General features: G+C 64.8%; 15 protein-coding genes and 1 pseudogene. 6 read left to right on the top strand and 10 right to left on the bottom strand.

Annotated features, from left to right (window positions below; translation table 11 throughout):
- The first annotated feature begins 113 nt into the window (after positions 1-113).
- Entirely contained in the window at positions 114-1268 is a 1155-nt protein-coding gene (locus VIQ49_RS09645; RefSeq protein WP_331883744.1) for an FAD-binding oxidoreductase, read from the top strand.
- A gap of 20 nt (positions 1269-1288) precedes the next feature.
- Here VIQ49_RS09645 and VIQ49_RS09650 read toward each other — a convergent pair whose 3' ends face one another.
- The 5 genes from VIQ49_RS09650 to dnaK all read right to left on the bottom strand — a co-directional run bounded on the left by VIQ49_RS09650 (position 1289) and on the right by dnaK (position 6843).
- Positions 1289-2548 carry a hypothetical protein gene (locus VIQ49_RS09650; RefSeq protein ID WP_331883747.1) on the bottom strand — a complete coding sequence of 420 codons (1260 nt, stop codon included), beginning with the start codon at positions 2546-2548 and terminating at the stop codon, positions 1289-1291.
- Positions 2549-2661: 113 nt separating this feature from the next.
- On the bottom strand, positions 2662-3078 hold the full coding sequence (locus tag VIQ49_RS09655) for a heat shock protein transcriptional repressor HspR (protein ID WP_331883750.1): 417 nt from the start codon (positions 3076-3078) through the stop codon (positions 2662-2664).
- On the bottom strand, positions 3075-4262 hold the full coding sequence (dnaJ, locus tag VIQ49_RS09660; protein ID WP_331883752.1) for a molecular chaperone DnaJ: 1188 nt from the start codon (positions 4260-4262) through the stop codon (positions 3075-3077). The genes VIQ49_RS09655 and dnaJ overlap by 4 nt, the downstream gene beginning before the upstream one ends.
- A 104-nt stretch (positions 4263-4366) precedes the next feature.
- Positions 4367-4999: a nucleotide exchange factor GrpE gene (gene grpE / locus VIQ49_RS09665; protein ID WP_331883754.1), complete on the bottom strand. Its 633-nt coding sequence runs from the start codon at positions 4997-4999 to the stop codon at positions 4367-4369.
- Positions 4996-6843 (bottom strand): molecular chaperone DnaK, encoded by a 1848-nt coding sequence (gene dnaK / locus VIQ49_RS09670; RefSeq protein WP_331883756.1) that lies wholly within the window; start codon positions 6841-6843, stop codon positions 4996-4998. Before dnaK ends, grpE begins: the two co-directional genes overlap by 4 nt.
- A gap of 390 nt (positions 6844-7233) precedes the next feature.
- On the opposite strand from dnaK, the gene VIQ49_RS09675 reads away from it, so the two are divergent.
- Positions 7234-8703, top strand: coding sequence for an MFS transporter (locus tag VIQ49_RS09675; protein WP_331883758.1), 1470 nt, complete (start codon positions 7234-7236; stop codon positions 8701-8703).
- Between the two features lie 24 nt (positions 8704-8727).
- Positions 8728-9606: a universal stress protein gene (locus VIQ49_RS09680; protein WP_331883761.1), complete on the top strand. Its 879-nt coding sequence runs from the start codon at positions 8728-8730 to the stop codon at positions 9604-9606.
- 26 nt (positions 9607-9632) lie between these two features.
- Here VIQ49_RS09680 and map read toward each other — a convergent pair whose 3' ends face one another.
- Together map and VIQ49_RS09690 are read right to left on the bottom strand one after the other, a co-directional pair.
- Complete coding sequence (gene map / locus VIQ49_RS09685; RefSeq protein ID WP_331883764.1) at positions 9633-10400, bottom strand: type I methionyl aminopeptidase; 768 nt, start codon at positions 10398-10400, stop codon at positions 9633-9635.
- Between the two features lie 47 nt (positions 10401-10447).
- Positions 10448-11614 (bottom strand): hypothetical protein, encoded by a 1167-nt coding sequence (locus VIQ49_RS09690; RefSeq protein ID WP_331883766.1) that lies wholly within the window; start codon positions 11612-11614, stop codon positions 10448-10450.
- Positions 11615-11867: 253 nt separating this feature from the next.
- On the opposite strand from VIQ49_RS09690, the gene VIQ49_RS09695 reads away from it, so the two are divergent.
- Positions 11868-14036: an acyltransferase family protein gene (locus VIQ49_RS09695; protein WP_414731606.1), complete on the top strand. Its 2169-nt coding sequence runs from the start codon at positions 11868-11870 to the stop codon at positions 14034-14036.
- Positions 14030-16135: an acyltransferase family protein gene (locus tag VIQ49_RS09700; RefSeq protein WP_331883769.1), complete on the top strand. Its 2106-nt coding sequence runs from the start codon at positions 14030-14032 to the stop codon at positions 16133-16135. The genes VIQ49_RS09695 and VIQ49_RS09700 overlap by 7 nt, the downstream gene beginning before the upstream one ends.
- Positions 16136-16147: 12 nt before the next feature.
- Here VIQ49_RS09700 and VIQ49_RS09705 read toward each other — a convergent pair whose 3' ends face one another.
- The 3 genes from VIQ49_RS09705 to VIQ49_RS09715 are packed head-to-tail and all read right to left on the bottom strand — an operon-like array spanning position 16148 to position 17860.
- The gene (locus VIQ49_RS09705; RefSeq protein ID WP_331883772.1) at positions 16148-16612 is read right to left on the bottom strand and encodes a VOC family protein; all 465 of its coding nucleotides are present in this window, start codon (positions 16610-16612) and stop codon (positions 16148-16150) included.
- 19 nt (positions 16613-16631) lie between these two features.
- The gene (locus VIQ49_RS09710) at positions 16632-17042 is read right to left on the bottom strand and encodes an AraC family transcriptional regulator (RefSeq protein WP_331883775.1); all 411 of its coding nucleotides are present in this window, start codon (positions 17040-17042) and stop codon (positions 16632-16634) included.
- Between the two features lie 44 nt (positions 17043-17086).
- A complete protein-coding gene (locus tag VIQ49_RS09715) occupies positions 17087-17860 on the bottom strand; it encodes a TSUP family transporter (protein WP_331883790.1) in 774 nt (257 codons plus the stop codon).
- A 91-nt stretch (positions 17861-17951) separates the two neighbouring features.
- Between VIQ49_RS09715 and VIQ49_RS09720 the strand changes: the two are divergent.
- Positions 17952-18119: pseudogene (locus tag VIQ49_RS09720) on the top strand (acyltransferase); the annotation flags it as partial.

An 18119-nucleotide genomic window follows, 5' to 3' on the forward strand; every position in this document is an offset into this window, starting at 1 on the left:
GCAGGGGTGCGAGGTCATCTGGACCGCCTCGATGGGACCACAGCACGCGGATTCATCTGAACACGCCTCCACCTGGCAATATTGGTAAATCAACGGAGAGGCCGGGCTATAGCGTGGGTACTCATACGCGACACGTGCTGTTGCAGGTGCGCGATGTGCTGGCCCGGGATCCAGACGGATTCACCGCCAATTTCTACATCCGGCTATTCGCATCAAATCCGGCGCTCCGCGAACTGTTTCCGGCAAATATGGGCCACCAAAGAGAAACCCTGTTCCGGGTCATCGACTACGTCTTCGAGGCCGTACCCGACCGCGACAACCACCCAATGCTGTTGGAGTTCCTCGGGCAGCTGGGTCGCGATCACCGCAAGTACGGTGTGACCGAGGAGAACTACAACGAATTCTTCGTCGCGCTGACACGTGAGATCGCTTCGACAATGGGTGATTCGTGGGACGAAGAGACCGCAAACGTCGTCTCTCAGGCGGTGATGCTGACAACCGGTGTGATGCGAGGCGCCGCACATTCGGCCAAGGGTCCCGCGACGTGGCCCGCCACCGTCGCCGAAAAATATCGGCTGTCAAGAGATCTCGCCGTCGTCCGGCTCCGTACCGGCGAACCGTTGCGATTCGCCGCCGGGCAGTACCTCGAGGTGCAGATCCCGCAGTGGCCGCGGACCTGGCGTCACCTGTCGCCGTCCATCCCCCCGAACCCGGAAGGCGAACTCGAGTTCCATGTCCGGGCGGTGCCGGGCGGGACGGTCAGCAACTCGATCGTCACCGAAACCCAGGTCGGCGATGTGTGGAATCTGGCGCAGAGCCACGGCACGCTGCATGTCAATCCCACCGGCAACGACGTCCTCATGGTCGCCGGCGGAACCGGGCTCGCCCCACTGCGCGCGATCATCATCGACCTGACCCGACTCGTCACACCGCCGGCGGTGCACCTGTTCTACGGGGCGCGCTACCCCGCCGACCTGTACGACCTCGCCCGGCTGTGGCAGATCGCGGCCATGAACCCCTGGCTCACGATCACCACCGTTGTCGAGGACACCGATGACCCGTGGTGGAGTACATCCAGCGAACACTCGGGCCGAATCACTTTCGAACGCGTACAGGGCCAGTTGTCGGATGCGGTCCTCGGATCCGGCGTCGACTGGACCACCCATCAGGTCCTGATGGCCGGCTCCCCCGACATGCTGCTCAACACCCGCCGACGGTTCCTGATCGCCGGCATCCCCGCGAGCCGGATCCAGAACGACCCGTACTGAGCTGTCTCTCGCCGCGACGGCTAGGGATTCGCAGGCGCGCTCTCTGTCGAACCACCTGGACTCGGGTCAGGCGATTCACCTGGATTGTCCGGATCGGGTGACTCACCTGGTCCCCCCGGATCGGGAGACTCACCTGGACCGCCAGGGTCCGGTGACTCACCTGGCTCGCCAGGGTCTCCCGGAACAGGGGACTCCTCTGACGAAGACGGCGGCGGCGGTGTCTGCGTGACCGTGGTCGGTGGCGGGACAACGGTCACCGTGGTCGGCTCTTCCGTTGTCACCGGGGCCTGCGTGGTCTCAGGAGGAAGTGTCGGTGATGAGATCGTCGACCGCGGCGTCGACTTCTTCGACGACGTGGTCGTGGTGGTGGTGGTGGACTGCGACGTGGTCGAGCGTTCGTCGACGGCCGTCTTGGGGATGCTGGAGTCGCCGGTCATCACCACTGCGGTGATCACCCCGACCGCCACGAGCAGTGCCGCAGCAACCGCCGCCGACAAGAGCACCCACCGGCTGTTGTTGGCACTGCGGCCGGCCATGGAGGCGGCAACCATCGCGGCACCGTAGGCGGCCGCGTACTGCCCGTCGTCGGTGACCTGGACCGGAAGCTGCAGCGCATATTCGAGAGACGGTGCGACACCCAGAATCGCGGCACCCGGTCCGAGTACCGCGATGCCCTGCAACGCACCGGCAGGGTTGTCGACCACGCCGACGGCATCGGCGAGGAGTTGCGCTCCGTCGGGTTCGGTGACCGGTGGACGTGCACCGAAGCCGGAGATCTCACTGGCGCCGACGACCACCCGGGTGTTGGTGTCGACCAGCGCCACGGACTGGCCGGGAAACAGCGCACCGGATCTGTCGAGGTCGGCGACGAGCACCACACCACGCGCACCGAAGATCACGCTGGCGATCTCTGCGTAGGCCACCGGGCTCGCGACCACGGTCGTCTGGGCAAACCAGTCCGGTGCCGACGGCGGAACCCCGGGTTCGGTCGGCTCCGGCATCAGTTCGGCGGGAAGCCGACCGGAGTTGATGATGTCGCCGACGGCCTGCGTGATGGCGCTGTCAGCGCAGGCGACGGTGATCGCCGACGGCAAGATCGGTGCGGATTGCACAAGCTGATAGATCGCGTCGAAGACGTCGAGCGGGGCCTTGGCCGGCAGTTCCACGAAGTTGCGGGCGAGCACCTCGCCGGTGTCGGAGTCGGCGACCACCGATGCGATCTCCAGGTCGGTGACCGATATCCCGAGTACCTGGTTCATGCTGATGTATCGCCCTGTCATCTGTTTGTGTTACCCGCCGGAGACGAAGCGTAGCGCAGCTCGACCCTGATCAGAGACGAAGCGGAGCGGAGCTCGACCCTGATCAGAGACGAAGCCTAGCGGAGCCCGGATGGTCAGCGGCCGCCGCGTTCTCGTCGTGGTTTCCAGACCACGAGGGCGTTGGTGCGTGGGATCGGGACGAGGTCGCTGCCCCGGGCCGAGCGGTGTTGTGCGAGTTCGGACTCCAGTTCGCGGACCCGGCTCTGCAGTGCGTCGACCTGGTTTGTCAGCTCGATGACGCGTTTGATCCCGGCGAGGTTCACGCCGTCGTCCTGCGAGAGGCGTTGCACCATCCGCAGGAGTTCGACATCGCGGCTGGAGTAGCGACGACCGCCGCCGGCCGCCCGCTGTGGGGTGACCAGACCGAGCCGGTCGTAGGTCCGCAACGTCTGGGCGTGCATCCCGGCGAGCTCGGCCGCCACCGAGATCACGAACATCCGAGCGGACTCGGCAGCGTCCCGGTCGCGATCATCCGGCGGCGGCGCGCTCATGACCTACCCCAGTTTGCACGCGGGTCGAACCCGCTGGCCTTCTCTGCGGCGGCGTACTTGGTCAGTGCCTCGATCGCGGCGTCGTCCAATGTCGGTGGCACGGCAACCTTCACGGTCACCAGCAGGTCACCGGCACCGCCGGCTCGTTTCACCACACCGCGTCCCCGCACCCGCAGGGTGCGGCCGTCGACGGTGTTCGGCGGGATCTTCAGACCCACGCTTCCCTCGAGCGTCGGCACCGACACCGTGGTGCCGAGGACCAGCTCGGAGAAGCTGACCGGCAACGTCACCTTGATGTCGTCGCCGCTGCGGGTGAATGTCCGGTCGGGTGCCACGTTGACGGTGACGTAGAGGTCACCGGACGGGGCGCCACGGAGACCGGCCTCGCCTTGTCCGGCAAGACGGATCTTGCCGCCGTTCGACACACCCGGCGGGATCCGCACGGTGATCGGACGCGTACGGATGGTTGCCCCGTTGCCTTCGCAGTCGGGGCAGGGGTCGTCGATCCGGGAGCCGGTGCCACGGCAATCCGTGCACGGCTCGCTGAATCCGAAGGCACCCTGGTTGCGGCTGACCACTCCGGCACCGTTGCAGCTCGGGCACACCCGAGGGCTGGTACCGGGCTTTGCTCCGCTGCCATGACAGTTGGTGCAGGGCGCGGAACTCGTGATCGTGAGGGTGGTCGAGGTGCCCAGTGCAGCTTCTTTGAAGCTAAGCGTGGTCTCGGTCTCCAGGTCGTTGCCGCGACGGCTCCGTGTCTGGGTTCCCCGTGATCCACCGCCGCGGTTGAACAGACCGCCGAAGAGGTCACCGAGGTTCTGATCGGATCCGCCTCCGGGGCCGTCGCCGAACAGGTCGTTGATGTTGAATTCCTGGCCGCCGGACGGTGCACCGAAGCCACCGGGGAATCCGGCCCCGCCTCGGGCAGCGCCTCCGCGGGCACCGGCGAACATGCGCCGGGTGTCGTCGTACTCTTTGCGTTTCGCCGGATCGGACAGGACGCTGTGCGCTTCGGAGACGAGCTTGAACCGCTCCTCCGCTGCCGCGTCGTTCGGGTTGGCGTCGGGATGAAGTTCCCGGGCCAGCTTCCGATATGCCTTCTTGATCTCGTCGGCGGACGCACCGGGCTTGACGCCCAGCGCTTTGTAGAAGTCCTGTTCCAGCCATTCACGTTGTGGGGCCACCAGGCGTCACCTCCTTCTGTAGATCTTCGTCTTTTTTCGCTGTGTATTTCATTGTCTGCCGAAGATGCCGGCCCAGGCACCTCGGGTGCCTGGGCCGGTCAGCTCTAGTCCTGCTGCGGCGTCGTGTCCGCGGGCGGTGTTTCGCCGGATTGGGATCCGTCGACAACAACGACCATCGCGGTGCGCAGGACGCGGTCGGCGAGCCGGAAGCCCTGCCGATACACGGTCCCGATCACCGGGCGCGAGCCGTCACCCTCGTTTTGCACTGCCTCGTGCAGCGCCGGATCGAACTCGTCACCCACCACACCGAAGGCCGCGAGGCCTGCGGAGCTGAGCGTTTCGGTGATCTTATCGGCCACTGCACGCAGCGGTCCGGTTTCGAGATCGCCGTGAGCCCGGGCCCGGTCGAGGTCGTCCAGCACCGGCAACAGCGACTTGATCAAGTCACCTTTGCCGTACTGCTGAGCCGAGACCTTCTCCCGTTCTGCGCGCTTGCGGTAGTTCGCGTACTCGGCGTGCACCCGCTGCAGATCGGCGAGCAGTTCGGCTTCTTTGTCCGAACCCGCCGCGTCGGCAGCGACCTCATCGATTGCGGCGTCCACTGTGTCCACCGAATCCGGTTGCTCCCCTTCCGACTCGGGAGCATCCGCAACATCCTCGGGACGCACCTCACCCGTTTCGGGATCGATACGCCGCTTGTCGGTCACGGTTACCGGTTCGGCTTCGGGACCGGTCACTTGTTGTCCCCGGCGTTTTCGGAGCCGTCGACACCCTCGTCGACAACCTCGGCGTCGACGACGTCATCGGCACCACCGGGCGCTGCTGCGCCGCCCTCTTCGGCAGCTGCCGCGTAGATGGCCTGGCCCAGCTCCTGCGAGTCGGTGGTCAGCGTCTCGACGGCCGACTTCACGGCGCCGAGGTCACTGCCCTTGAGTGCTTCGCGAACACCTTCGATCGAGCCCTCGACCTTGGTCTTGAGGTCGGCGGGAACCTTGTCGTCGGAGTCCTTGAGGAACTTCTCGGTCTGGTTCACCAGCGACTCGGCCTGGTTGCGGGTCTCGGCCTCTTCACGGCGCGCGCGATCCTCGTCGGCGTGAGCTTCCGCATCCTTGATCATCCGGTCGATCTCGTCCTTGCTCAGGCCCGAGCCGTCCTGGATACGGATGGTGTTCTCTTTGCCGGTGCCCTTGTCCTTCGCGGTGACGTGCACGATGCCGTTGGCGTCGATGTCGAAGGTCACCTCGATCTGCGGGACACCTTGCGGGGCGGGAGCGATACCGGCCAGCTCGAACGATCCGAGCAGCTTGTTGTGCGAGGCGATCTCGCGCTCACCCTGATAGACCTGGATCTGCACCGACGGCTGACTGTCTTCTGCCGTGGTGTAGGTCTCGGACCGCTTGGTGGGGATGGTGGTGTTGCGCTCGATGAGCTTGTGCATGACGCCACCCTTGGTCTCGATACCGAGGCTCAGCGGGGTCACGTCGAGCAGCAGCACGTCCTTGACCTCACCGCGCAGCACACCGGCCTGCAGTGCGGCACCGACGGCCACGACCTCATCGGGGTTGACGCCCTTGTTGGGCTCGCGTCCACCGGTGAGCTCCTTGACCAGTTCGGTCACGGCCGGCATACGGGTCGAACCACCAACGAGCACAACGTGATCGATGTCGCTGACGGAAACGCCGGCATCCTTGATCACGGCCTGGAAGGGCGCACGGGTGCGCTCGAGCAGGTCTCCGGTGATCTTCTGGAACTCGCTGCGGCTGAGCTGCTCGTCGAGGAAGAGCGGGTTCTTGTCCGCGTCCACGGTGATGTAGGGCAGGTTGATCGACGTGCTCTGTCCGGAGGACAGTTCGATCTTCGCCTTCTCGGCGGCCTCACGCAGACGCTGCAGGGCCATCTTGTCCTTGGTGAGGTCGATTCCGCTGCTCGCCTTGAACTTGTCGACGAGCCAGTCGACAACACGCTGATCCCAGTCGTCGCCACCGAGGTGGTTGTCGCCGGAGGTCGCACGGACCTCGACGACGCCGTCACCGATCTCCAGGAGGGACACGTCGAACGTGCCGCCACCGAGGTCGAAGACGAGGATGGTCTGCTCTTTTTCGCCCTTGTCCAGGCCGTAGGCCAGCGCGGCCGCGGTGGGCTCGTTGACGATACGCAGGACATTGAGGCCGGCGATCTGGCCGGCTTCCTTGGTGGCCTGACGCTGGGCGTCGTTGAAGTACGCGGGCACGGTGATCACGGCGTCGACAACGTCTTCGCCGAGGTACGCCTCTGCGTCACGCTTCAGTTTCATCAGCGTGCGGGCGCTGATCTCCTGCGGGGTGTACTTCTTGTCGTCGATCGCGGTGTTCCAGTCTTCGCCCATGTGGCGCTTGACGGAACGGATGGTGCGGTCGACGTTGGTCACTGCCTGGTTCTTGGCCGGCTGCCCGACCAGGACCTCGCCATTGCGGGCGAATGCAACAACCGACGGGGTGGTGCGCGAGCCTTCGGCGTTCGCGACGACGGTGGCCTCTCCACCTTCGAGGACCGACACCACCGAGTTGGTGGTGCCCAGGTCGATTCCTACAGCACGAGCCATTTCTTGCCTCCTATAAGCAGTGCATCCGCAGCAGTGCGGCGCACGGATGTTCACGTTTGTGGTTCTCGGTCTGAAACCTCAGCGCGATCGACTCAACTTCTACCGAGTCTCGATCGTCCCGTCAAGTCACATTGAGTGGGGGTCGCTCAGGTCTCTCGAGTCTTACAACCGGCCACCTGGCGATGTTGTTCCCGATTTCAGAAAAAACTTGAGCCTTCCCGACTCAACCTTCCATGTTGGGGTGCCACCGGTCACCCGATCCGGATCAGGAGAGGTGCATCACGAATGTTCACAATCATTTGCAGACAACAACTAGTTGCCCTACGCTAACTAAATCGTGTGACTTAGATCTGAACTGTGAACTTGCTTGCCAGCTGATGGAGAACCTTGATGTCCATATCCACTACGTCGACGACGACGACGAGTCCACCGACCGGGCCGATCGTGGCGGTGCTGGCGTTCGCCGGCATCGTCGTCTCACTGATGCAGACACTCGTGATCCCGATCATCCCGAGTCTTCCCGACTACCTGAACGCATCCCCGTCTGACACCGCTTGGGCGATCACCGGCACCCTACTCGCCGCTGCTGTAGCCGTACCGACGATGGGGCGTCTCGGTGACATGTTCGGCAAACGACGCATGATGCTGATCAGTGTCACCCTGTTGGTGGCAGGTTCGATCGTCGTCGCATTGTCGTCCAGCGTCGTCCCGATGATCATCGGTCGTGTCCTGCAGGGCCTGGCCTCGGGACTCATCCCGCTCGGCATCAGCATCATGCGCGACATCCTGCCTCCCCAGAAACTCGCCGGGGCCGTCGCCATGATGAGCGCCTCCCTCGGCGTCGGCGGTGCACTCGGGCTCCCGATCGCCGCGATCATCGCCGAATACGCAGACTGGCACATGCTGTTCTGGACCTCCGCCGCGCTCGGAATCGTCGCAGCCGTTCTGATCTTCAGGATGGTTCCCGAGTCTCCGGTACGAACTGGCGGCAAGTTCGACTTCGCCGGCGCCATCTCACTGGCGATCGCGCTGATCGCGCTACTCCTGCCGATCTCCAAGGGTTCCGACTGGGGTTGGACCAGCACCACCACACTCGCACTGCTGGCCATCTCACTTGTCGCCTTCCTCGTCTGGGGTTGGTGGGAGCTGCATACCACCAAGCCGTTGGTCGACCTTCGCGTCAGCGCACGCCGCCAGGTTCTGCTGACCAACGTCGCATCGATCGTGTTCGGCTTTGCCATGTTTGCCGCGTCGATGGTCTTTCCGCAGGTGGTTCAGCTGCCCGAGGCCACGGGATTCGGGCTCGGCGGTTCGATGCTGCTGTCCGGATTGGTGATGGCTCCGTTCGGAATAGTCATGATGCTGATCTCGCCGGTCGGATCGAAGATCACCAATGCGTACGGTCCGAAGATCACACTGATGCTCGGCGCTGTGATTGTCGCCGTCGGCTACGGGATCGGTATCTTCGCAATGCATTCGATCTGGCAATTGGTCATGATCGCGATGATCATCGGCACCGGTGTCGGACTCGCCTACGGAGCGATGCCGGCACTCATCATGGGCGCGGTTCCACCGTCCGAGACCGGTGCGGCAAACAGCTTCAACACCCTGATGCGTTCACTCGGAACATCTTTCGCAAGCGCGATCGCCGGTGTGATCCTGGCCAACATGACGATGTCGCTCGGTTCATCCGTACTTCCGTCAGAGGAAGCGTTCAGCACCATCATGGCGCTGGCGGCCGGTTCGGCCATCGCAGCGTTGATCATCACCGCATTCCTGCCCAAGCTCCGTGCGCCGATCGCGGACACGGCCCCCGAAACTGCCGACGACATCGCCTCCGCACTCACGTCGTCGAAGTAGCAACCACCAAGAGGAGAAGCGCGAATGTCGAAATCACCGGTCATCGTCGGAGTCGACGGTTCCGAGAGTTCGGATCAGGCCGTTGTCTGGGCGGCGAACACCGCCGAGCTCATGGGTCGCGAATTGGTGGTCGTCGGAGTCTACGAACCGCAGGTCGGCGGATACGCGGGTACGGCGATGGCGTATACCGGTGACCTCGTCACCCTGATCCAGGATGCGGTCAAGGAGACGGTCACCGCTGCCGAGAAACTCGCTCGCGAGACCACACCGACGGTGGAGGTGTCGAGCCGGATCGTGGCGGGCACTCCTACCGCGGTGCTCAACGACGAATCCGCCGACGCTGCAATGGTCGTCGTCGGCACCAGGGGTCGTGGTGCAGTGCGCGGCCTGATCGCCGGATCCGTCAGCACCGGCGTCGCCGCACATGCCTCCAGCCCCGTTGCCGTGGTCGCACATCCCCCGGGCACCGGCCCGGTGGTGGTCGGCATCGACGGCTCGGAATCCAGCGACCTCGCTCTCACGGCCGCCTTCGAGCAGGCCGCGCTCCGCGGCACCGGCCTCACCGTCGTCCACACCTGGACCGACTTGGCCACCAACACCTTCGGCGGGTTCGGAATCACCGATGACCTGGTCCAACAGACCGAGGACGAAGCGCACAAGCTCGTGGCGCAGCGAATTGCCGCCCACACCGCCGACCATCCCGACGTCGTAGTGTCGACCATGGTCGCCGCGGACGGGCCCGCCCACCAGCTGCTGACCGCTGCCGCCGAGGGTGCCCAGCTCCTTGTCCTCGGCAGCCGTGGACGCGGAGGCTTCACCGGGCTCCTGCTGGGCTCGGTGAGCCAGACCGTGTTGCACCACGCACCGAGCCCGGTTCTGATCGTCAAGACCCCCGCCGCCTGACGCTCGGCCCGACGACTGCCGTCGGGTCAGAGTGCGGTGAGGATCTGCGGCCCGTCCGGTGTGATCGCCACCGTGTGCTCGCAGTGGGCGGCGCGAGCGCCGGACGCGCTGCGCAGTTCCCACCCGTCGGGGGCGTGGACGTACCGGTCGTCGCCACCGCGGATCAGCATTGGTTCGATCGCGATCACCAGTCCCGCACGAAGTTTCATACCGCGCCCCACCCGTCCCTCATTCGGGACGTGTGGGGCTTCGTGCATTGCCCGGCCGATGCCGTGGCCGCCATGGTTTTCGAGCAGCCCGTAACCGGCGGCGCGCGCGGGTCCGGCGATGGCGTGCCCGATGTCACCCATGTTCCCACCTGGTTGCGCCGCCTCGATACCTCGCAACAACGCGGCCTCGGTTGCGGCAATCAGATCGACATCGCCCGAATCTTCTTGGCCAACAAGGAAACTGATTGCCGCATCACCGCACCACCCGTCGAGATATGCACCGCAGTCGATGCTCACCAGATCTCCGTCGCGAAGCTGCCGACCGACCGGGACACCATGCACGATCCCGTTGTTGACGCTGGCGCAGATCACTCCGGCAAACGGCGTCGGAGCCCACTTGGGGTGGTAACCCAGGAAGGCAGACTTCGCTCCCGCTCGTTCGATGACGGCGGCTGCGACCTCGTCGAGTTGCTCGAGAGTCGAGCCGACGGCCGCTTCGGCCTCCACCGCGGACAACGCCCGCGCGACCACTCGGCCGGCCTCACGCATCATCTCGATCTCACCGGGTGATTTGAGTTGCCCCATGACGCGGTCCTTTCGCCTCACCCGCCATGATCCTCCCACCGGGATCCTCACGCGGCGTCGGGAGCACCCGTGGTGGATTCCGGCACGCTCTTGGCATCCGGCTCGGCGTCGGTTTCCGGTTCGGCGGTGTCGGTCTCGGTCTCGGTCTCGGTGGTGGTCGTGGTGGTGTCGGTCAGGGTGGTGTCGGTCGTGGTGGTTTCCGTTTCGGTGGTATCGGGTGCCCGATGCTTCCCGACATATTCGGTTGCCGCCTGCATATCGGCGATGGTCGAAACATCCTCTGCGGATGCGTCTTCGGCAGAGTTGCTGCCGACCGTGTGCACAGCCGGGGCCGCAGCAGTCCTGGTGGACACCGACGTCGACGTGGAGTTCGGCGTCTCGAACAGATCGGTCTCGACCCGGATACCCGACGAACCACCCACCCCGACCCGCAGGATGTCGCGATCGAAGCTCGGGATCGGCAGCGGGATCAGGCCCTGATCAGACAGGAACGTCAGCGATGTGGGGTCGGCGATCGCGAACACGTACTCGGGTGAACCGGCGACCTGGCTCACGCTGAAGATGAACAACACCCCGGCGCAGGTCCCCACGTTCGAGTGAGATGCGTATGACACCAGCGCCATACAGCTGACGTTCTCGACGAGGTCCGTGAAACCGACCGCAGTCGCAAACCCGCCGAGTGCGATGGCTGTGGCCTGACCCGAACCCGCCGCCGCGATCGTGACGCCCAATGGCAACGAGATCGCTTTTGTGTGACCGGGTTCCATGGCGATGAGGTCATCGATCGAATCCGGCGGGAGCGTCACGGCCACTGCTCCGCTGAGGAAACCCCAGGCGTGCGCCTCCGCGGAACTGCCCGGAGCGGCGAAGAGCGAATTGGCGTACGCGAGCCCGGGTCCCGTGATCTTGGCGGTGGTGCCGCCGATTTCCAGATCGGGGATGACGTCGAACCAGTCGAGCCAGTCGGGCACGAGTGTGATGTCCACGTCTTCGCGTGCGGTCGCCGCGCTGTTGAGGTCGAGGTCCACACCCAAGGCCGGCAACAGTGCGGTGACGGGAGGATCGATCGACCACTGGCAGTCGACATTGGCGTTGACGGTTCCGCTTCCACCCTCGCAGCTTTCGATCGGCAACAGGTTGACGATGGGGTCGTACCAGGCAGCGTGCCCGGCGCCCGCACCAACCGTGGCGCCCATGGCCGCGGTCACGAACACTGCGGTGGCAACTCCTGCCCGTTGCTTTTGTCGAGCCCTGTTCTTCTTCGAAACTGCTGTGGAGCCACGCGGCATTGCGGACCCTGCCTCTCTGCTGGACTGGAACGAAACTACAGTCCTGGCCGGCATCTGTGCGCCGAATCACCCAAAGCACTCAATAGGTACACGGGATGAACCTTCACGATTGTGATACCTCTCCTCGATCGGGGCTGTCGCCGCGGGGTTTCGGCAGCCATCTGGAAGAATCTGGCGCGTGAGTGCGATCGCGACAGGCCCGTCCGTCGCATCGCGCCCTCTTCGTCCGGCCCCCGGCAACGAGTACCGGATCGACCTCGATGGCCTTCGCGGCATCGCGATCACACTGGTCGCGGTCTTTCACATCTGGTTCGGCCGGGTCTCCGGCGGGGTCGATGTCTTCCTGACCCTGTCGGGCTACTTCTTTGTCGCCTCGCTCCTCAAGCATGTCCTCGCGACATCGCCGGCCACCGTCGGCTGGACATCGGCACTGAATCCGGGACCACGGCTGTGGCGCCTGGCCCGCCGCCTCCTGCCGGCACTGCTGACCGTCCTGCTGTTCATCGTGGTGATGTGCCTGCTGCTCATGCCGAGGACCCGATGGGCGCCGCTGGGCAGTGAGGTGATCGCCTCTGCCTTCTACTACCAGAACTGGCACCTGGCGCTCGCCGCACAGGACTACGCCGCCGCGGACTCCGCCAACAGTCCACTTCAGCACCTGTGGTCGATGTCGGTGCAGGGACAGTTCTTTGTGGTGACACTGCTGGCCGCGCTGGCGCTCGGCGGAGCCCTGAAGATGCTGGCGATGAGGTTCGCCACATTCCGCAGGCCCGTGGTCGTTCGCTCCGTGGTCGGAGTCGCGCTCCTCGGTGTCACGCTGGTGTCGTTTGCCTGGGCGCATCACCGGCACGGCATCAATCAGCCGTTCAACTACTACGACACGATCGCCAGGACCTGGGAGCCCCTCGCCGGTGGTCTGCTCGCGGTGGCGATGCCCCGCGTCCGGATGCCTCAGTGGTTGCGCGACACCCTCGGCCTGATCGCACTGGGTCTGATCATCACGTGCGGCTGGTGGATCGCCGGTGTTCAGCAGTACCCGTCGACGATGGCATTGGTGCCCGTGGGCGCAACGCTGCTGCTGATCTGGAGTGGCTCACGGCAGACCGCTCCCACCGACATCACCGGACCCGCAACGGTCAGCTCGTGGTTGGCCCACCCGTCGATCGTCTGGCTCGGTTCGATCGCGTACGCGCTCTACCTGTGGCACTGGCCGCTGCTGATCTTCTACCTGACGTGGCGATACAAGGACAGCGTAGGGATCATCGAAGGCGCCGCGATCATCGTGGTCTCGCTGGTGCTGGCCTGGACCACAACCAGATTCATCGAGAAGCCGCTGCGACAGCCCAGGCCGGCGCCCACAAGGACGGACGTGGCCTCACGTGGCACCCGAGGATGGCCGCGCTACGCGACGGTGCTGACGTCGGTGCTGGTGGTTCTCACCCTGAGTGCCGGGGTCAGCATCGCCGCGTGGGACAACCACGTGAAGAACCTGTCCGTCGACACCGAGAACCTCGATCCCCGCCTCTACCCCGGTGCGCGTGCCTACCTCGACGGCGCACCGGTCCCGCGCGTCGAGGCCGAGCCCAGTCCGGATGTGGCAGACATGGATTGGCCGATCACGTCATACGACTCGGTGATCTCCGGATGGAAGGACGGATCGATCCGGGTCGGCGTCTACGGCGATGTCGCCGCCGATCGGACCATCGCACTCGTCGGCGGCTCTCACGCCGAATACTGGATCACCGCACTCGATGCCGTCGGCAAACAGCAGGGTTTCAAGGTCACGACGTACCTGAAGGTCGGATGTCCGCTGACGGTCGACCATGTCTTCACCTGGTTCGGACAGAAGTACTACCAGTGCAACGAGTGGTCGCGCGACGTGATGGACCGCCTGGCCCTCGACAGGCCGGATGTGGTGTTCACCAACAGCACTCGGCCCGTCGAGGGTGAGGTCGCGGGCGACTTCGTCCCGTCCGACTACATCGACATCTTCTCCGAGTTCCGGGACCGCGGCCAGAAAGTCATTGCGGTGCGCGACAATCCGTGGACCCTGGGCAGCCAGAGCCCACCGGAATGCCTGGCACTGGGCAAGAAACCGTCACAGTGCGGCGTCGAACGATCCCTCGTGATGGCAACCACCGATCCGGCGCTGGCCATCGCACCCGACTTCCCCAACATGAGCTTCCTCGATTACACCGACGCCATGTGCGATGCCGTCTACTGCCCGGCCGTGGTCGGGAACATCCTGGTGTGGCACGACTTCCACCACCTCAGTGCCACGTTTGTGCGCAGCCTGATCCCGGCGCTGGGAACCGACATGCAAAAGGTGTTGTCGGGCTGGTGGTGAAAACGCAGAAGACCGGGCCGGGCGGTTACCGGCTCGATCTCGACGGTTTGCGTGGTCTCGCGATCACACTGGTGGTTGTCTTCCACATCTGGTTCGGCCGGGTCTCGGGCGGCGTCGACGTCTTCCTGACGTTGTCGGGATACTTCTTTGTGGCGTCGCTCTGCAAACATGTCGTGGCCACCTCGGCCGGATCGGGATCGACGTGGGCGGCCGCGCTGAACCCGTTCGGGCGCCTGTGGCGGCTGGCCCGGCGCTTGGTGCCGGCAATGCTCACCGTGCTAGTCGCCATCGTCACGCTCACCATCGCGGTTCTGCCACGGGCACGGTGGGAATCGTTGGGCGACGAGGTGATCGCCTCGGCGCTGTACTTCCAGAACTGGCATCTCGCGCTCGCCTCGCAGGACTACGCCGCCGCCGATTCGGCCAACAGCCCAATGCAGCACCTGTGGTCGATGTCGGTCCAAGGCCAGTTCTTCGCGGGCACGCTGGTGGCATTGCTGCTGGCCGGTGCAGTCGTCCGGGCCGTCGGAACCCGTTCAGGTGTCTTCCGGCGACCCGCAGTGGTGCGCGGCGCGCTCGCCGGGGTCATCGCACTTGCGGCGCTGACCTCCTTCGCGTGGGCGTTGCATCGCCACGGAATCGATCAGTCGTTCACCTATTACGACACGTTTGCCCGGGCGTGGGAGCCCCTGCTCGGCGGTCTCTTGGCAGTGTGGATGCCCCGGATCACGTTGCCGCAGTGGATCCGCAACGCGCTCGCTGCCATCGCCTTGGTTCTCATCATCACGTGCGGCTGGTGGATTTCCGGCGTCGACGAGTACCCGTCGGCGATGGCGTTGGTTCCCGTCGGTGCAACAGTGCTGCTGATCTGGGTCGGATCGGGCGACCCGACGCGCGTGGGTTCGTGGCTGGCGCATCCCCGGATCGTCTGGTTGGGTTCCATCGCCTACTCTCTCTACCTCTGGCATTGGCCGCTCTTGATCTTCTACCTGGCCTGGCGCTACCAGAGCGGGGTGTCGATCGTAGAGGGCACCGGAATCGTCGCGGCGTCGCTGGTCTTGGCCTATCTGACAACAAAATTCGTCGAGATCCCACTGCGGTCCGGTCGCAAGAAGCCGCACACCGACCGGCGACACGGCCTGGTGCCCGGCTACGCCGCGGCCCTGACCTGCGTACTGGTGGTGCTGACCGCCGGAGCCGGTCTGGCGATCCAGGATTGGCGATCACCCGCGACTTCGCTGAGTGCCGGTGCACAGAACCGAGATGTGGAGCTGTATCCGGGGGCCAGGGCGCTCTGGGCCGGTGCGCCGGTCCCGGACGTGCAACTGCAGCCCGATGCGCTTGCGGTGAAGGATGATTGGCCTATCTCGTCCGCCGATGGAGTTGTCTCCGGATGGACTGACGGCTCCGTGCGAGTGGGTGTCTACGGCGCCCTGGAGGCCACCCGCACCATTGCACTGGTCGGAGGTTCCCACTCCGAACACTGGCTCACAGCCCTCGATGAGATCGGGCGGGAGCAGCGCTTCCGGGTGACCACGTACCTGAAGGTCGGATGTCCGTTGATCACGGACACGATCCTCACCCCGATCGGCGCGGAGTACCCCCAGTGCAACGAGTGGTCGCGGATGGTGATGGATCAGCTGGCCGTCGATCGCCCCAACGTCGTCGTCACCACCAGCACCCGCCCCACCGAGGGCGAGGGTTCGGGCGACTACATCCCGTCGGACTACCTCGACATCTTCACCGAGTTCCGCGACCGCGGGCAGCAGGTGATCGCGATCCGCGACACCCCCTGGGCACTGGGCCCGCATCTGACCCCTCCGGAATGTCTCGCAAGCGGCAGATCAGCCGCCGACTGCGGCGTCGACCGCGAACAGGCACTGTCACCGGTTGACCCCACCCTCGCCATCCGGGAGCAGTTCCCCAACATGTCGTTCCTCGACTTCTCCGACGCGCTCTGCGACGACACCAATTGCCCGGCGATCGTGGGCAACATCCTGGTGTGGCACGACTATCACCACCTGACCACGGCCTTCGTGGCGAGCCTGACCGAGGCTATGAGCGACGAGTTGCAGAAGGCCCTGCCCGGGTGGTGGTGATCCCGCGGAGGGCTACTTGTCCGTGCCGGCCCATCGCGCGATGTCGGCATCGGTCACCTCGACCGGACCGGTGGCCAGCTGGGTGATGCGGATGTGGTTGCCGAACGGGTCACGGAGCGCGCAGTCGATACCGTACGGCTGCTCCGTCGGCTCCTCGGTGAACTCCACACCCTTGGCCGACAACTCCTTGTACGTCCGGCGGCAATCGTCGGTGTTCAGGGTGGCAGCCATACCCAGCGCGCCCTTCGTCAGCAGGTCACGAACTTGCGCTGCCACGTCTTCGGTCAACGAAGGCGGTCCGGGGACTTCGAGGAGGATCTGCCGGCCGGGGTCGGATGGCAGCGCGATGGTGAGCCATCGCATGAAGCCCATGTCGACATCGTCTGCGACTTCGAAGCCAAGCTTGCCGACGTAGAAGTCAAGAGCTTCATCCTGATTGAGAACCATGACCGCGTGGATTCCGATTTTGTTGAACATAGGCCAACAGTAGAGACGGTCAGCGTGGTGGCGCTTCTCCGAAACTGCTCGGTTTCGACCATGCCTTCACAAAGCACACGGGAACATTCAATGGCTGTGCCCGAGCACGGAACTCACTCGGTGAACTGCCGGTGATGGCACGAAACGTCCGGCTGAACGTGCCGAGGCTCCCGAAACCGACACGGCCGGCGATCACAGTGACCGATTCGTCCGAACCACGCAGCAATGCCATCGCGCGTTCGATCCGGCGGCGCTGCAGATGCCGATGCGGGGTCTCACCGAAGGTCGCCCGAAAGGTGCGGATGAAGTGGGCGGGCGACATGTAGGCGATGGCCGCGAGCTGCTCGATGTCCAATGCGTTCGCGTACTGGCGATCCATGGTGTCGCGGGCGCGCAGCAGGCGCCGATTCTGATCTTCCACAGGACTCATACCCACGTCAGCAGCCTAGTTTGCCCCCGTCCACTCAGTGCGTTTCAGGCCCACTGATCCCAGGCCAGCTTGAGCGACATCACCACCACCACGGTCAGCAGCGCGATCCGGATGACACCTGTTCCGCGGTTCAGTACCGTTCGCGACCCCAGGATCGATCCCCCGACATTGGCGACCGCGAGCATCAAACCCAGTGCCCACCATATGTTTCCGCCGATGGCGAAGACGACGAGCGCACCGAGGTTGGTGGCGGTGTTGGCGATCTTCGCCAGCGCCGCACTCTCGATGAAGTTGCGCGACAACAAAGCTGTGAGCGCAATGATGAGGAACATGCCGGTACCAGGACCGAAGATGCCGTCGTAGTACCCGATCACGGCGAAGGCGATACATCCGCCAACCATCTGGCGGCCGGTCAGCGGTGGGCTCTCGCCGCTGTTGCTTCCGAATGACGGCCGCACCGCGACAAAGATCCCCACCGCCAGCATCAGCACGATCACCAGCGGCCGGATGATCTCCGCCGATACCGCCGTCGCCGACAACGCCCCAGCGGCCGAGCACGTGAACGCAATCGGCACCGACATCAGTGCCAGCTTCCGGGGGACCTTCACGACCCTCGAATAGTTGACCGCCGCCACGCTCGTCCCCGCGACGGCCGCCAGTTTGTTGGTGCCGAGCGCCGTCGCCGGCACCGCGGTCGGAAAGGCGATCAGCATCGCCGGGATGAGGATCAGCCCGCCGCCGCCGATGACCGCGTCGATCCAGCCGGCCACACCCGCAGCGGCCAGCAACAGGACCAGGACGTCCCAGTCCGGAATCACCGATCCCACCGCTCATGCATCACTGCACGGTAGATCGCGGACGATTGTGACCCAGACCTCCCCGTCGTGCACTTTCGCGGGCCGGTACGGCATGCTGTACGCGATGCTCTCCGCCACCAACGCAACCCTTACGGTCAGCACGACCGAAACCACGACGGCCAGTTCGACAGGACGCAAGTACCTTCACCATGTCGATCTGATTCGGGCGATCACGTTTTCGCTGGTCATCTTCGTGCATTGCCTCACGGCGACCACCGAT

This window comes from Williamsia sp., assembly GCF_036566845.1.
Lineage (GTDB): Bacteria > Actinomycetota > Actinomycetes > Mycobacteriales > Mycobacteriaceae > Williamsia.

Excerpts from the sequence above, each read along its gene's own strand:
- VIQ49_RS09650 (WP_331883747.1), bottom strand. The coding sequence starts at position 2,548 with ATGACAGGGCGATACATCAGCATGAACCAGGTACTCGGGATATCGGTC.
- map (WP_331883764.1), bottom strand. The coding sequence starts at position 10,400 with ATGGGGCAACTCAAATCACCCGGTGAGATCGAGATGATGCGTGAGGCC.
- VIQ49_RS09680 (WP_331883761.1), top strand. The coding sequence starts at position 8,728 with ATGTCGAAATCACCGGTCATCGTCGGAGTCGACGGTTCCGAGAGTTCG.
- VIQ49_RS09710 (WP_331883775.1), bottom strand. The coding sequence starts at position 17,042 with ATGAGTCCTGTGGAAGATCAGAATCGGCGCCTGCTGCGCGCCCGCGAC.
- VIQ49_RS09655 (WP_331883750.1), bottom strand. The coding sequence starts at position 3,078 with ATGAGCGCGCCGCCGCCGGATGATCGCGACCGGGACGCTGCCGAGTCC.
- dnaK (WP_331883756.1), bottom strand. The coding sequence starts at position 6,843 with ATGGCTCGTGCTGTAGGAATCGACCTGGGCACCACCAACTCGGTGGTG.
- VIQ49_RS09705 (WP_331883772.1), bottom strand. The coding sequence starts at position 16,612 with ATGTTCAACAAAATCGGAATCCACGCGGTCATGGTTCTCAATCAGGAT.
- VIQ49_RS09675 (WP_331883758.1), top strand. The coding sequence starts at position 7,234 with ATGTCCATATCCACTACGTCGACGACGACGACGAGTCCACCGACCGGG.